This window comes from Salmonella sp. SJTUF14076 (assembly GCF_015534835.1).
GTDB lineage: Bacteria > Pseudomonadota > Gammaproteobacteria > Enterobacterales > Enterobacteriaceae > Salmonella > Salmonella enterica.
In genome coordinates, this window is record NZ_CP064674.1 from 754,982 (window position 1) to 770,220 (window position 15,239).

Annotated in this window: 12 protein-coding genes and 1 pseudogene; 7 read left to right on the forward strand and 6 right to left on the reverse strand. The window is 51.9% G+C overall.

Going from position 1 to position 15,239, the window contains the following annotated elements:
- The first annotated feature begins 151 nt into the window (after positions 1-151).
- From HU143_RS24745 to HU143_RS03755, 4 genes are all read left to right on the forward strand, one after another.
- On the forward strand, positions 152-1,057 hold the full coding sequence (locus HU143_RS24745; protein WP_306291951.1) for a hypothetical protein: 906 nt from the start codon (positions 152-154) through the stop codon (positions 1,055-1,057).
- Positions 1,058-1,072: 15 nt separating this feature from the next.
- A complete protein-coding gene (locus HU143_RS03745) occupies positions 1,073-2,497 on the forward strand; it encodes a hypothetical protein (protein ID WP_051129146.1) in 1,425 nt (474 codons plus the stop codon).
- Positions 2,498-2,561: 64 nt separating this feature from the next.
- Positions 2,562-3,983, forward strand: a complete 1,422-nt coding sequence (locus tag HU143_RS03750; RefSeq protein ID WP_023226564.1) for a DUF4459 domain-containing protein — start codon at positions 2,562-2,564, stop codon at positions 3,981-3,983.
- 133 nt (positions 3,984-4,116) lie between these two features.
- On the forward strand, positions 4,117-6,288 hold the full coding sequence (locus tag HU143_RS03755) for a YgiQ family radical SAM protein (RefSeq protein WP_023226563.1): 2,172 nt from the start codon (positions 4,117-4,119) through the stop codon (positions 6,286-6,288).
- 135 nt (positions 6,289-6,423) lie between these two features.
- Here the strand turns inward: HU143_RS03755 and HU143_RS03760 are convergent, their stop codons facing one another.
- The 4 genes and pseudogenes from HU143_RS03760 to yqhD all read right to left on the reverse strand — a co-directional run bounded on the left by HU143_RS03760 (position 6,424) and on the right by yqhD (position 10,671).
- Positions 6,424-6,879, reverse strand: a complete 456-nt coding sequence (locus HU143_RS03760; RefSeq protein WP_000128238.1) for an HIT family protein — start codon at positions 6,877-6,879, stop codon at positions 6,424-6,426.
- Positions 6,880-6,923: 44 nt separating this feature from the next.
- Positions 6,924-8,409, reverse strand: a pseudogene (locus HU143_RS03765) (DASS family sodium-coupled anion symporter).
- Positions 8,410-8,574: 165 nt separating this feature from the next.
- On the reverse strand, positions 8,575-9,402 hold the full coding sequence (gene dkgA, locus HU143_RS03770; RefSeq protein WP_000013100.1) for a 2,5-didehydrogluconate reductase DkgA: 828 nt from the start codon (positions 9,400-9,402) through the stop codon (positions 8,575-8,577).
- 105 nt (positions 9,403-9,507) lie between these two features.
- Entirely contained in the window at positions 9,508-10,671 is a 1,164-nt protein-coding gene (gene yqhD, locus HU143_RS03775) for an alcohol dehydrogenase (protein WP_023226562.1), read from the reverse strand.
- A gap of 192 nt (positions 10,672-10,863) precedes the next feature.
- Here yqhD and HU143_RS03780 point away from each other — a divergent pair, with 192 nt between their 5' ends.
- Positions 10,864-11,763 carry an AraC family transcriptional regulator gene (locus HU143_RS03780; protein ID WP_001078198.1) on the forward strand — a complete coding sequence of 300 codons (900 nt, stop codon included), beginning with the start codon at positions 10,864-10,866 and terminating at the stop codon, positions 11,761-11,763.
- Between the two features lie 63 nt (positions 11,764-11,826).
- Here the strand turns inward: HU143_RS03780 and yghB are convergent, their stop codons facing one another.
- A complete protein-coding gene (gene yghB, locus HU143_RS03785; RefSeq protein ID WP_000268441.1) occupies positions 11,827-12,486 on the reverse strand; it encodes a DedA family general envelope maintenance protein YghB in 660 nt (219 codons plus the stop codon).
- 139 nt (positions 12,487-12,625) lie between these two features.
- A complete protein-coding gene (gene metC / locus HU143_RS03790; RefSeq protein WP_000130270.1) occupies positions 12,626-13,813 on the reverse strand; it encodes a cystathionine beta-lyase in 1,188 nt (395 codons plus the stop codon).
- Between the two features lie 251 nt (positions 13,814-14,064).
- On the opposite strand from metC, the gene exbB reads away from it, so the two are divergent.
- Together exbB and exbD are read left to right on the forward strand one after the other, a co-directional pair.
- Positions 14,065-14,799: a tol-pal system-associated acyl-CoA thioesterase gene (gene exbB / locus HU143_RS03795; RefSeq protein ID WP_000527859.1), complete on the forward strand. Its 735-nt coding sequence runs from the start codon at positions 14,065-14,067 to the stop codon at positions 14,797-14,799.
- A 6-nt stretch (positions 14,800-14,805) separates the two neighbouring features.
- Positions 14,806-15,231, forward strand: coding sequence for a TonB system transport protein ExbD (gene exbD / locus HU143_RS03800; protein WP_001251476.1), 426 nt, complete (start codon positions 14,806-14,808; stop codon positions 15,229-15,231).
- Positions 15,232-15,239 lie beyond the last annotated feature (8 nt).

Sequence of the window (15,239 nt, forward strand, 5' to 3'; positions counted from 1 at the left end):
CCACATTGGTGAAGACTGGGATAACTATAAAATTACCCGACTGTTTGAGCGCGCGAAGGGGGATGTTCAGGTTTTGCAGGATGCATCTTGTTATCAATTGGCAAGTGTTTTGACGCTGGCTGCAGAACACCGCGATACACCGGAAAATTTATTGCGTTATCTGGCTAAAATACGAGGTATTTCGCCATTTTTGACAGCGGCAGAATCTTGCCCTGAAGCGGCGATCCCGAACGCCGAATTTCTTTATACGCCATTTGCTACCGCTCTTCGCCAACATAACGTACCGATAGTACGCTTTTTTAGCCAGCAACTGGTGGGCGAGACATCTTCCGCCAGAGAGAATCGCAATATTGTTGCTCGTAAAGAAAATCCACTGCTGACGCTTTATAAATCTGACTATATATCACCGTATCGCGAGCAGTACAGACTAGAAATTAGTCAGATATTGCTGAATATTATGCCAGAACTGTTGAATGACGCTGTCTATATTTATCCCATTATCCAACGTAACACCGAGTTGGTTGCTTATTTTTGGCAGAAACATCCTCCCACTATTCCTCTGCGCAGGCTCGAAGCGATGGTGTTGTTAGCCAAAACGGAACCGCTAATAAGCGAGGTAACCCATAATCCAGAAATATTGATCACACCGCCGATTGAGAGGTGGGATCGTGAAAACCTGCTCACTTTCATACTGAGCAATGGCGATCTGGTAATGATTCAGTCGCTTATTGATGCAAACGTAGTGGACTGGAAACGAGCAATGGAAGACGGAAATAATGAGCCTCTGCATCAGGCCATATTGCGACTGCGTGGTGGAGCGTTAGAGAACGCATTGCTGATACAGATCATTAAGGCGATGCAAGCACAGAAAGCGTTATCCAACGAGCAAATCGCCCACTATCTTCCCTGGACACCGACGTTTCCTGCCGCTTTTTTACAGGCTGGGCTTTCCTGTGGGCAATTGCGTGAGGTGTTGAATGCCTCAGTAGCGGGGAGCGAACAAGCACTAAACGATACGCGACAAAGGCTGAATGCGCTGTGTCCAGTCGCGAAGTGACTAAAGGAATAGTAAATGGATTATATTAATCGATGGCTTGGCTCTGAACTGCTGACGTTTTGTATTCTGCCGTGGGGGTATGCCGCTGCGGTGGCATCACTACTGATCCTGATGTTTTCCAAAAAACGCTGCCGACAGATTTTGCTGTGGGTATTACTACCACAGTGGGCATTCGTGGTATTGCTGTTACTCACGTTGCAGTACACCCAGTTGTTGAGCCAAACAGGCACGGTATGGATGTTGATGCTCCTGTTGCCGATTCTGAGTTGGGCGGGCTTGCTGCCCGCGCTGCTGGTGGGAACCTGGCTGCGCAAGCCGTGGCCCGCATGGCTACTGTGTCATATTGTGTTCATTGGGGTACTGTGCCCGGTGATGCCGGAGCTGTGGCGTGCTATTAGCCATCAATGGCAACAGCAAAATATTGCGCAGTTGCTCAGGCAGGTTCAGTCTGGCGACCTGCGTCAGTTAGAGAGCATCCATGATAACAGTATGTTGGAACAGACACTGGTTCAGGCGGTAAAAGCGCCAGGCATATCAGAAAAAAACTTGCGCGATCTGACTGCACGTGTGGCATCGCCTTTTAGGTTCTCGCGGGAAGATGGCTATTTCGTCAATGCGCCATTTTTTGCTGCTTTTGAGAGTGGCAATATCACTGCGGTGCGTATTTTTAGCGAGCAGCTCACGGGCGACTCCCCGCAGGCGCAGGCAAATCGCACCATCGTACGGCGGCAAAATCCGTTGGAGTATCTCCCCACGCCCCGTTTTAAACCTGAGGGATTTCGCCAGACTTTTTTTGAGATGGCCGACATTCTGTTACGGGTCATGCCCGATCTCCTCACCGATGAAGCCTATTCGGGGGTGATACAGCTTCAGGATAAAGAGACACTGGCCTTTTTCTGGCAGCGGCGTGAAGCGCAAAATCCGCTGTATCGCGCATATTATTTCTTGTTGCAGGGGCAAACTAAAGCGCTGCTTGCCCAGATAAAACTGACGCCGCAGGTGCTGGGGCAGTCGGTCTATCCGAATAAAAATCTGCTGGCGTCGCTGTTTATTGATGCGGATGGCGAGACGCTGCGTGCGTTGGTGAAAGGGCAGATGCTGAACTGGCAGCACATCCCTCAGGATAAGTTGACGGACGGCTGGAATTTCCTGATTTCACGCACATTGCATACAGCCTCGAAAGAGGACGCGCTGCCGCCGGATATTCTGGCGGGGATACTGCAAAGTATGCAACAGCAACATACGGCGTTGTCGGAAGCCCTTATTGTAGCCAGCCTTGATTACCAGGATGAAAGGCATAGCCTGATGACTGCCTACCGGATGGCCTGGTTGGACTGTAACAAGCTTAACGCAATGATCGATAAGGTGTATCCACCAGAAGATACGCGGCGTACCAATGTGCGTATAAAATTAGCACAGCAGTGCGCCGATTTAGACTGATATGCCGTGCTCTGATAATTAAAATTACATTGATTATTAAGAGAGATACAGGGAGTGGTAAATAATGAAAAAATGTTTTTTATTTATATTTATGTGCCTGTTTATCTTCTCAGCTAATGCGGAACTAAAATTCCGCCCTGAGATCGAAAATAAAAAAATCTATTTTCAGGGCAAGGTCACAGACTACACGCTTAATGACTTTACCTTTTTCGGTGACAGTCGCGAACCCTTTTATGGCAGCGAAAACGATGATTATACCGCCACTGCAGATGAGTGGCTCGGGTTTTACGCTGAGTTGCCCGACGTTCGAAAATGGCAGCGCGTTGTTCCTGACGATTTTTCTATGATGAGTGGCGCGCCGTGGTGTGACATCCAGTTTTTTGAACAAGAGAATGACCATTCGGTGATTACTGGAAGTGAGCATACGCGCTGTATCGATTTTCTCGTGACGCCTAAAAGAAAAGGACTCATTCCCATGGGGACGAAGGGAACGCTGTTGGATTACGGCAGCTATCTTGCTTTTGCACCGCAGATAGAGCACATCACGCTGGAAGGCCGATTTCCTGAAGCCTCGCGGACCTGGCTTCAGGTAAGAAGCGTGCAAACCAGCGCAACCTCGATAGCCGATCTTAAAATTATGCTTAATGAGATTTATGCTCGCCACGGTTATATTTTCAGACCGGGCGGTGAGATGGATCGGTACTTCCGACAGCAGCCGTGGTATCGCCCACGCTATGCGAACGTTGATTACCTCATTACCGAGACAGAGCATCGTAATATCAAACTCCTCAAAGAGCTGCTTTCTCCTGAGTCACAGCGTAAAAAGGCGCTGTATATTCAGAACACAACCGATTTTTGTGAGGCGCTGAAAGCGAATAATATCAAATATGTCATGGACAATACGGCAGAATACCTTACGACTGGTGCAGATCAGCCAATCAATTTAGAAAAAGTATGGCAAAAATACAGAGACTTAATGATCAATGGCGGCGGAAACTGTCAACGCGATATCGAGAGCTATAAGCGCTACTCCTTTTTATACAGCGAACCTTTAGGTATTTATTACAATTCCACTTTTGAGTTTGATGAAAAGAAAGGGAAATATGTTCTCGCTTATGTGAACTTTGATTCTTCCTGCAACAAAGAGGGTGACACGATTGAACTGGAAGGTATGATGGTCAAACGCGAGCACGTCATTGAAGATAATCAAGGCCAACACTCGGATAAAGATCTCGAATTAAAAACAATAAACCTTCAGTGTGTGGCAGGGGCCATGATGGACCAACCTGACTGGGATCGCTATGTCCAGCTCATTCTTCCGCCTGAAAAATACAATTATTATCAACGGTTTATAGGGAAGAAAATCACCCTGCGAGGGAAAGTCATGATTGCAGAATCTATGTATCATGTCACGCCGGTACTGTTGAATTTGCTCGAAGAACAAAATCCTATTATCAAAGTAGCAGATATGCCTGCTCGTCCATAAGTACGATAACCGACGGGGCAGGCAATCGGCCCCGCTACAGAGTGCAGCCTCACCAATCAATTCGATTTCTCTTCCATTCCAGCTTATAATCCCCGACCTTTGATTATTTTTTTGCCAATTTTTTGGAAGCACTATGAGCGCAACATCCCTGATCCAACCGGATCGCGACCTTTTCTCTTGGCCGCAGTACTGGGCCGCCTGCTTTGGGCCGGCGCCGTTTTTGCCGATGTCACGTGACGAGATGGATCAACTTGGCTGGGATAGCTGCGACATTATTCTGGTAACCGGCGACGCCTACGTCGACCATCCGAGCTTCGGCATGGCGATTTGCGGTCGTATGCTGGAAGCGCAGGGCTTCCGCGTGGGGATCATCGCCCAGCCGGACTGGAACAGCAAAGACGACTTTATGCGTCTGGGTAAACCGAACCTGTTCTTCGGCGTCACCGCTGGCAACATGGACTCGATGATCAACCGTTACACCGCTGACCGTAAGCTGCGCCACGATGACGCCTACACCCCGGATAACGTCGCGGGCAAACGCCCGGACCGCGCCACGCTGGTCTATACCCAGCGTTGCAAAGAAGCGTGGAAAGATGTCCCGGTGATCCTTGGCGGCATTGAGGCCAGTCTGCGCCGTACCGCGCATTACGACTACTGGTCTGATACTGTGCGTCGTTCAGTGTTAGTCGATTCCAAAGCCGACATGCTGATGTTTGGCAACGGTGAGCGTCCGCTGGTGGAAGTGGCGCACCGTCTGGCAATGGGCGAAACCATCGATCAGATTCGCGACGTGCGTAACACTGCGATTATGGTTAAAGAAGCTCTGCCTGGCTGGAGCGGCGTCGACTCCACTCGTCTGGACACGCCGGGTAAAATCGATCCAATTCCCCATCCCTATGGCGAAGACCTGCCGTGCGCCGACAACAAACCCGTCGCGCCGAAAAAGCAAGAAGCCAAGGCGATTACCGTGCAGCCGCCGCGTCCGAAGCCGTGGGAAAAAACCTATATCCTGCTGCCATCCTTTGAAAAGGTGAAAGGCGACAAGGTGCTGTACGCCCATGCGTCGCGTATTCTGCATCACGAAACTAACCCTGGCTGCGCGCGGGCGCTGATGCAAAAACACGGCGACCGCTATGTCTGGATCAACCCGCCCGCCATACCGCTCTCCACTGAAGAGATGGATAGCGTGTTTGCGCTGCCGTATCAGCGAGTGCCGCACCCGGCTTACGGCAATGCCCGTATTCCGGCCTATGAGATGATCCGCTTTTCGATCAATATCATGCGCGGCTGCTTTGGCGGCTGCTCTTTCTGCTCGATCACTGAACATGAAGGGCGCATCATTCAGAGCCGCTCGGAAGACTCTATTATCAACGAGATCGAAGCGATCCGCGACACGGTGCCGGGGTTTACCGGCGTGATCTCCGATCTGGGCGGTCCTACCGCGAACATGTATATGCTGCGCTGTAAGTCGCCGCGTGCGGAGCAGACCTGTCGTCGCCTGTCATGCGTCTATCCGGATATCTGTCCGCATATGGATACTGACCATACGCCGACGATCAATCTTTATCGCCGCGCCCGTGAGCTGAAAGGGATTAAGAAAATCTTAATTGCTTCCGGCGTGCGCTACGACATCGCCGTAGAAGATCCTCGCTATATTAAAGAGCTGGCGAGCCATCATGTGGGCGGCTATCTGAAGATTGCGCCGGAGCATACTGAAGAAGGGCCGCTGTCGAAAATGATGAAGCCGGGGATGGGCAGCTACGATCGCTTTAAAGAGTTATTTGACCTTTACTCTAAACAGGCCGGAAAAGAGCAGTATCTGATCCCGTATTTTATCTCCGCGCATCCGGGCACGCGGGACGAGGATATGGTGAATCTGGCGCTGTGGCTCAAGCGCCACCGCTTCCGTTTGGATCAGGTGCAGAACTTCTACCCGTCGCCGTTGGCGAATTCGACCACCATGTATTACACCGGCAAAAACCCGCTGGGTAAAATTGGTTATAAGAGTGAAGATGTGGTGGTGCCGAAGGGAGACAGGCAACGTCGCCTGCATAAGGCGCTGCTGCGTTATCACGATCCGGCGAACTGGCCGCTGATTCGTCAGGCGCTGGAAGCGATGGGCAAAAAGCACCTGATTGGCGGTCGCCGTGAGTGTCTGGTGCCTGCGCCGACCATTGAAGAGATGCGCGAAGCGCGTCGCCAGAACCGCAACACGCGCCCGGCGTTGACCAAGCATACGCCGGTGGAACATCAGCGGCAGGGGCTTGCCGCTAATAAGAAGCGCGGGAAAGGCGCAGGGCGTTAAACGGTTTTACAGGTACCCTGTCAGGCTGGATAAGGCGAAGCCGCGATCCAGCGATTATTTTGCCTGATGGCGCTGTGTTTATCAGGCCCACAGATCGACCCAGGCCGAACACCATCCGGCAGAAGTGCTCCGTATTTATGCCTCACGAATTCTGGCCGCCAGCGCGGCCAGTTTTTCATCATCAGCCCGTTCATGATCGTGTGACGACAGATATCCTTCATACTGTTCGAAAAATTTATTCTGCCGCGATTCAATCGGTTTCCAGTGGGCTAAATCGCCAGTACCGTGCATGGGGCTTAATTTACTGTGCACATGGTCTACGCCGAAACCTTCGAAGAACATTCCCGTACGACTGACATCCGGGAAAGCCTTATCCAGTTTCTTAGCCACTTTTTGGGTCGCCAGCATCAGGTCCGCTAACGCCTGCGGCGGTAGATCGAACGCGTAGCTGGGGTAATGTTTTTTCGGGATCACTACGGTAAACCCATCGGTATTCGGAAAAATCGACAAAAAAGCCAGGTGATGCTCATCTTCCCAAACTTTATGACAAGGTGCTTTACCTTCAACTATTTGACAGAAAATGCAGGTCATTCCATTTCTCCGTTAACCGAGGGGGTTATCGATGCGTTAAGCGTTTAATACAACCCTAACACTTTCCACCATGCGAGGCCGACTGTCAAAAAGACCGCCTGATTAAAGAGGCTGATAATAAATCCCGTTCGCCACCAGACGCCCGTCGGTACATAGCCGGCGCCAAAAAGAATGGGGCCGCGTGCGTGGGTATACTGCGTAAGAGAGCAGTACAGGCTGCTGGTAAACGCCAGCATAAGCGCCATCGGCGCTGCCGGTATATTCAGATGCAGACCGACACCCAGAAATACCGCATACAGCGCGGCGATTTGCGCGTTGCCGCTGGCGAAAAAATAGTGGGTATAAAAATAGGCTGCGTTAAGCAGCAGCAGGATGATTATCCAACTGGTTCCATGCATCGTACTGCCGATGCTGTCGCCAATCAGGTTGCCAAACCAACTGGTGAATCCTAGTTTCTTCAACTGGTTAGCCATCATCAGCAGCGCGGCAAACCAAATCAACGTATCCCAGGCGCCTTTTTCGCTTTTAACGTCTTCCCAGGTGAGCACGCCGCTCAGTAATAAAATAGAGAGACCGACAAAAGAGGCCGTCGTGGCATCCACGCCGAGCGAGCTGCCAAAAATCCATAGCACCAGCAACACGCCGACGGTCGCCAGCATCAGCCACTCGCCGCGCGTCATACTGCCCATTTGCGCCAGCTCTTTGCGCGCCAAATCCGGCGCATCCGGCGTATGTTTAATTTCCGGACGCGTCAGCCAGTAGACCAGCAGCGGGACGATAAGAAAAGAGACCAGGCAAGGCAGGAGCGCGGCGATAAACCAGCTTCCCCAGCTCAACGTAACGCCGGCGTTCGCCGCCAGTTTTACCGCCAGCAGGTTACCCGTATAACCGGTCATAAACAGTGCGGCAGTGACGTCGTTAACATTGCCAATACAGGTGATCAGAAAGGTGCCGATTTTGCTGCGAGACTCATCTTCCGGATGTGAATCAAAGCTGCGCGCCAGCGAGTCGGCGATCGGGTAAATCACGCCGCCGCAGCGCGCGGTGTTACTGGGCATCGCGGGGGAGAGGATCAGATCGGCAAACGCCAGACCATAAGCCAGACCCAGCGTTCGTTTACCTAACAGACGGATCATTTGTAGGGCGATACGCCGACCCAGCCCGGTTTTGATAAACCCACGGGCAATCATAAAGGCGACGACGATAAGCCAGATCAGTGAACTGTTCAGCTCGCTCAAGGCCGTGGTAATCGCGCCGCTGGCCGTTTTGTCGCCGGCAGCATAGGCGAGCGCAAAGACGGTGATACCAATAATACCGACCGCGCCAATAGGCAGCACTTTCGCCACGATAGAGGCGATCGTCGCGACAAAAATAATCGCGGAATGCCAGGCCGGCGCGCTTAACCCGGAAGGGGGCGTTAGCTGCCACAGTCCGGCGGCGATAACCAGAATAAGAATGAATGGGAGCCATTTGACGCCCTGAGATTTTTTTTCCGCCACAATCACACATCCATAAATATTTTATATGCATTAAGTAAATTCATAATAAATATGAATAAATATTCATAAAATCAGAATGATTCTGCGCTTGTGTGTGGGGGAAATATACTGTTAAATGCGCGTAATTGTTTCTTAATGTTTCGGAATGCAAAAAAGCCCGACGACATCGTCGGGCATGGCGTGCGATAAATCCGGCTTAACCGCCGAACTGATCCGGATCGGGGCCGAGGCGTTTTCCTTGATCCAGTTTTGCGATCTCGCCTAATTCATCTTTATCGAGACGGAAATCCCAGACAGCAAAGTTTTCCGCGATACGGGAAGGGGTGACGGATTTCGGAATGACGACCAGCCCGCAGTCCAGATGCCAGCGAATAACAATCTGGGCGGGCGTTTTGCCGTATTTATCCGCCAGTTCGCGAATCACTTTCTGATCGAATACGCCTTCGCCGCCCTGCGCCAGCGGGCTCCAGGACTCGGTCTGGATTTTATGCGTCGCATTCCACGCATGTAGCTGGCGCTGTTGCATCAAGGGGTGAAGCTCGATCTGGTTGATCACAGGGGTAACGCCGGTTTCATCGATCAGACGCTGGAGGTGATGGATCTGAAAGTTACAGACCCCGATACTCTTTACCAGCCCCTCTTTTTGCAGCGCGATCATGCCTTTCCAGGCGTCGACATAGTGATCGATAGCCGGTACGGGCCAGTGCATCAGATAGAGATCGAGATAATCAAGCTGCAGTTTTTTCAGGCTCTCCTGCAGGGCTTCGCGGGGACGTTTTTGATCGTCATTCCACAACTTGGTGGTGATAAACAGCTCTTCCCGCGCTACGCTCGCTGCTTTTAGCGCTTTGCCGACGCCTTCTTCATTCTGATATGCTGTGGCGGTATCAATCGATCGATAGCCCACCTCCAGCGCTTTATGAATCGCCGCGATCACCTCTTCATTGCTTGCTTTCCAGACTCCCAGCCCAAGTTGTGGCATTACGTTGCCATCCTGTAGCCTGATAATGGTTGGATTAGCCATGATGTGTTCCTCTTTTAATTGGCTCGCCGGAGTCGGGTCCGGCGAGACTAAGTGACTTAAGTCTGGACGAAATGGCCAAAAACGAAAGTCAGAGGCGAAAAAACCTTAGCGCGCCGCTTCATAAATCCGACGGCTGACATCCAGCGTAATATCCTGATTTTCACCTAAATTTATGCATCCATGCGCCTCAAGTTTAGCCAGTAGCGCCGGAATAGTGCTGCCATCCAGACCGTAATCGGACAGGTGGGTAGGCACGCCCATCTGTTCGAAGAAACGGCGGGTGGCGGCAATGGCGGCATCAATACGCTCGTCGTCGGAACCGTCGGTGATATTCCATACACGTTCAGCATATTGCAGGAGTTTTGCACGTTTAACGTCTCGTTTTTCGTTCCATAGCGCAGGCAGAATGATAGCCAGCGTCTGGGCATGATCGAGACCGTGCATCGCGGTAAGCTCGTGGCCCAGCATATGCGTCGCCCAGTCCTGCGGAACCCCAGCGCCAATCAGGCCATTTAACGCCTGAGTAGCGGCCCACATCACGTTAGCGCGGACGTCATAGTTTTCAGGCTCTTGCAGCGCTTTGGGACCTTCTTCGATCAGTGTGAGTAAAATACCTTCGGCGAAACGATCCTGAATTTTGCCGTTAACCGGGTAAGTGACGTACTGCTCAACGGTATGGACGAAAGCATCCACGACGCCGTTCGCAACCTGGCGCGGCGGCAATGTATAGGTGTAGACCGGGTCCAGTACGGCAAACACCGGTTGCACGAACGAGGAGTGGAAGGCCTGTTTGTCGCCAGTGGTTTTACGGGAAATGACTGCGCCGGCGTTCGATTCTGAGCCGGTTGCCGGTAGGGTCAGCACAGACCCCATCGGGATTGCGCTACGAATCTCAGTACCGCCGGTTTCCAGAATGTGCCACGGATCGACGCCGTCCGTATACTGCGCCGCTGCGGCGATAAATTTGGTGCCGTCCAGTACGGAACCGCCGCCAACGGCCAGCAGGAAGGTAATATTTTCGTCGCGCACAAGCTGCACGGCCTTCATCAGCGTTTCATAGGACGGGTTCGGTTCAATACCGCCAAACTCCCGAACATCCAGTCCTTTTAACACTTCCTGAACTTGCGCCAGTACGCCGGTCTTTTTCACGCTACCGCCGCCATAGGTAATCAGCACGCGGGCGTCCTGCGGGATTTGATCGCGAAGATCGACGATAGCGCCTTTACCAAACAGAATGCGGGTAGGGGTATGTAATTTGAAATTGTTCATTGCTCATTCCCTTATGTGGGTAAAAAGAGGGCAGGCGGCTGTCTGCCTGATGGTCATCATTGTGGTCTTGTGAGGGATGTCTCTCAATGCACATTTCTGCCAATGTTTTGCCTATTTCTCCAGAATGCTGGAGAAAATCGCTAAAAATGCGCACAATCCAGCGGAGTGGATTTGATGAAAAAATGGCGCATTATGAATCGTGAAGCAATTTGCTTACAGTTGGCGGATAAAATTAATCATTTAAAAAATAATGATAAAATAATCAGCGAGCGGCTGGCGGGCATTCGTCTGTTGTATGGTGTTGAACCGGGGCCGCGCACGCCGGTCATGTATCAGCCTGGCATCATATTTCTCTTTTCCGGCCATAAAATTGGCTATATTAACAAGCGCAAGTTTCGTTATGACGCTAATGAATATCTCTTACTGACCGTGCCGCTCCCTTTTGAATGCGAGACCTGGGCGACGCCGGAGGTACCGCTGGCCGGTATTCGGCTCGATATTGATGTGCTGCAACTGCAAGAGTTGCTCATGGACATTGGCGAAGATGAGCGTTTCCAGTTGCCGATGGCGGCCAGTGGGATTAACTCCGCCACGCTGTCGGACGAGATTTTATGTGCGGTGGAAAGATTGCTGGATGTGATGGAGCGCCCGCTGGATGCGCGGATTCTGGGAAAACAGATTATTCGCGAAATTCTTTATCATGTGCTGATGGGGCCGCGCGGCGGGGCGCTGCTTGCGCTGGTTAGTCGCCAGACGCACTTTAGCCTGATCAGTCGCGTACTTAAACAGATCGAAATGAAATACACCGAGAACCTGAATGTTGAGCAACTGGCGGCAGAAGCGAACATGAGCGTGTCGGCGTTTCACCATAATTTTAAGGCGGTCACCAGCACCTCGCCGTTGCAGTATTTAAAAAGCTACCGACTGCATAAAGCGCGGATGATGATGATTCACGATGGTATGAAGGCCAGCGCCGCGGCGATGCGGGTCGGCTATGAGAGCGCATCGCAGTTTAGCCGGGAGTTTAAACGTTATTTTGGCGTTACGCCGGGCGAAGATGCGGCAAGAATGCGGACAATGCAAGGGAGCTAAGTGGGGCATCCCGCCACGGGTCAACGAAGCGTAACCGGGCCATCCTGGCCGATTATGGATACGTCAGGCGTTACAGTATTTCTTTTTAATCACCACGACCAGCGTACCTAACAGCCCGGCGACCAGTAGCGCGACGGGAAGGATCATTAAAAATGTCATTACCTGGTCTTCATGGCGCTTAACAAACGGGATCATACTGAGCGCGTAGCCGAAGCTGGTCACGACAGTCACCCACAGCAGGCCGCTTAACCAGTTAAAAAACTGAAACCGGCGGTTGGACAGGCCGGAAATACCCGCCATTGTTGGCAGCAGCGTGCGGACAAACGCCAGAAAGCGCCCGGCAAGCAACGCTAACAAACCGTGACGGTCAAACATGCAGGTGGCGCGCTGATGATATTTTGCCGGAAGCTGCGCCAGCCAGCCTTTGACGGTACGCGTATTACCGAGCCAGCGTCCCTGGATATAACTTAGCCAGCAGCCGAGACTGGCCGCGGCGGTGAGAATGCCAATCGTCGGCAAAAAATGCATCACATCCTGGGCGATCAACGCGCCTGCCAGTAGCAGCAGACTATCGCCAGGTAAGAATGATGCTGGCAGCAGACCGTTTTCTAAAAATAGCGTGGCGAACATGACAAAGTAGACGACGCTAACAACGTGTGGATTCGCCAGCGCGGCAAAATCATGTTGCCAGAGCGCAGCGATAATATCTTGAATGACAGCCATGAACTTTCCTGTGGAACAGCATTTACGCTTTTATCTGCCTATTGTACTCCTGAATCGTCCGGGATGCCTTGATCCCGGACGCAACAAACGCAGACTTTTCCACGGAAATTGTCTGCATATATGTCCATCCCCGGCAACTTTACACAATTCTGGCGAAGCCGGCGGCTAAATCAGCGATCAAATCATCAACACTCTCTAAACCAATATGCACCCGAACCAGCGTACCGGTAAAATCTACGCCGCCTGCGGGACGAATCGCGGCGATCTGTTCCGGCTGATTAGCAATAATCAGCGATTCGTAGCCTCCCCAAGAGTAGGCCATACTGAACAGCGAAAAGTTATCCAGATAGGCTGATAATTCTGCCTCGGTCAGCTTTTTATTGAGCACAAAGGAGAACAGACCGCTGCTGCCTGTAAAGTCTCGTTTCCAGAAGGCATGACCTTTGCTACCCGGCAGGGCCGGATGATTAACGCGCGCGACCTGAGGATGGTTCGCCAGCCATGCGGCGATTTTGAGGCTGCTTTCTTGATGCTGGCGCAGTCGGACGCCGAGCGTGCGCAGACCGCGGCTGGTCATATAAGCCGTGTCGGCGTCGAGCATTTGCCCCATCAGATAGGCGTTTTCCCGCAATTGTTCCCAGCAGCGCGCATTTGCAACGGCAGTCCCGACCATCGCATCAGAATGACCAATCAGATACTTAGTGCCCGCCTGAATAGAGATATCAATATCGAACTCCAGAGCTTTGAACAGAACGCCAGCCGCCCAGGTATTATCAATCATGATGACGGCTTCTGGCGCGACGCGTCTGACCGCACTGACAATGGTCGGAATATCATGTACTTCCATGGTAATAGAACCGGGGGATTCCAGAAAAACGACTTTCGTGTTCGGCTGAATATGTTGCGTGATATCAGCGCCGATGAGCGGGTCGAACCAGCTTGTCGTCACGCCCAGTTTGCCGAGAATTTTGCTGCAGAAATCCTGGCTGGGTTCATAGGCTGTGTTGGTCATCAGGATGTGGTCGCCCTGCTCAACGAATGCCAGAATGGTGTTGGCGACCGCCGCCGCGCCGCACGGGAAGAGCGCGCATCCGGCACCGCCTTCCAGTTCACACATGGCTTCCTGGAGCGAAAAGTGGGTCAGCGTTCCCCGGCGTCCGTAAAATAATTCGCCGTTGGCGCGATTGCGGGTAGCGTGTTTTTTGGCCTCGACGGTGTCAAACACCAGTGAAGAAGCGCGTTGAATCACACTATTCACTGAGCCAAGCGTGTACTTTTTGCTGCGTCCTGCGTTTACCAGTTTGGTATCCAACTGTTTATCCGTCATGTTGCGTTTCCTGATTTTAACCGTCTGGATGTCTAAACTAGCATGAATATAACCATCTGCACCCTGGCGACGTGTGATACAGATGAAAATTTTGCCAAAATAAAAACAGGTGGCTTTTTTAATGCGTAAGCGCAAAGAAAAAGCAGTAAAGGTGCGGCAGTATGTAAATAGTAATGAGAACGACTATCAATTCGACGTTGTTTTGATATTATTATGCTCAGATTTTGTGATTTGCGTCCTGGAGATACAGAGTGGGTAATAATTTGATGCAGACGGATCTTTCCGTCTGGGGCATGTATCAGCACGCCGATATTGTCGTGAAGTGCGTGATGATTGGTTTGATTCTGGCGTCAGTCGTCACCTGGGCTATCTTCTTCAGTAAAAGCGTTGAATTTTTCACGCAAAAGCGCCGCTTAAAGCGCGAACAACTGCAATTAGCCGATGCGCGCTCTTTAGATCAGGCTTCCGACATTGCGGCAGGTTTCAGCGCAAAAAGCCTCAGCGCACAGCTCATCAATGAAGCGCAGAATGAACTGGAACTCTCTCAGGGCAGCGAAGATAACGAAGGGATTAAAGAACGTACCGGCTTCCGTCTGGAACGTCGCGTCGCAGCGGTTGGCCGCTACATGGGACGAGGCAACGGTTATCTGGCGACGATCGGCGCCATTTCCCCCTTCGTCGGGTTGTTTGGCACCGTATGGGGCATTATGAATAGCTTCATCGGTATTGCGCAAACGCAGACCACCAACCTGGCGGTGGTCGCTCCTGGTATTGCGGAAGCGCTGCTGGCGACGGCGATTGGGCTGGTAGCCGCGATCCCGGCGGTCGTCATTTACAACATCTTCGCACGTCAGATAGGCAGTTACAAAGCGACGCTGGGCGACGTGGCGGCGCAGGTATTGCTGCTGCAAAGCCGCGATCTTGATCTGAATGCGAGCGCCAGTGCGCAGCCGGTACGCGCCGCGCAGAAATTACGGGTAGGGTAATGCGTCATGGCAATGCGTCTTAACGAGAACCTGGATGACAACGGCGAAATGCATGAAATCAACGTGACGCCGTTTATCGATGTCATGTTGGTTCTGCTGATTATCTTTATGGTGGCTGCGCCGCTGGCGACGGTGGACGTCAAGGTGAATCTGCCCGCTTCTACCAGTACGCCACAGCCGCGTCCGGAAAAACCGGTTTATCTGTCGGTGAAAGCGGATAACACCATGTTTATTGGTAACGATCCGGTGACGGATGATACGATGATTGCCGAGCTAACGGCCCTGACGGAAGGGAAAAAGGATACTACGATTTTCTTCCGCGCGGATAAAACCGTAGAGTATGAAACCCTGATGAAAGTGATGGATATGCTGCATCAGGCGGGCTATCTCAAGATTGGTCTGGTCGGCGAAGAGACCGCGAAAGCGAAATAAATATTCGC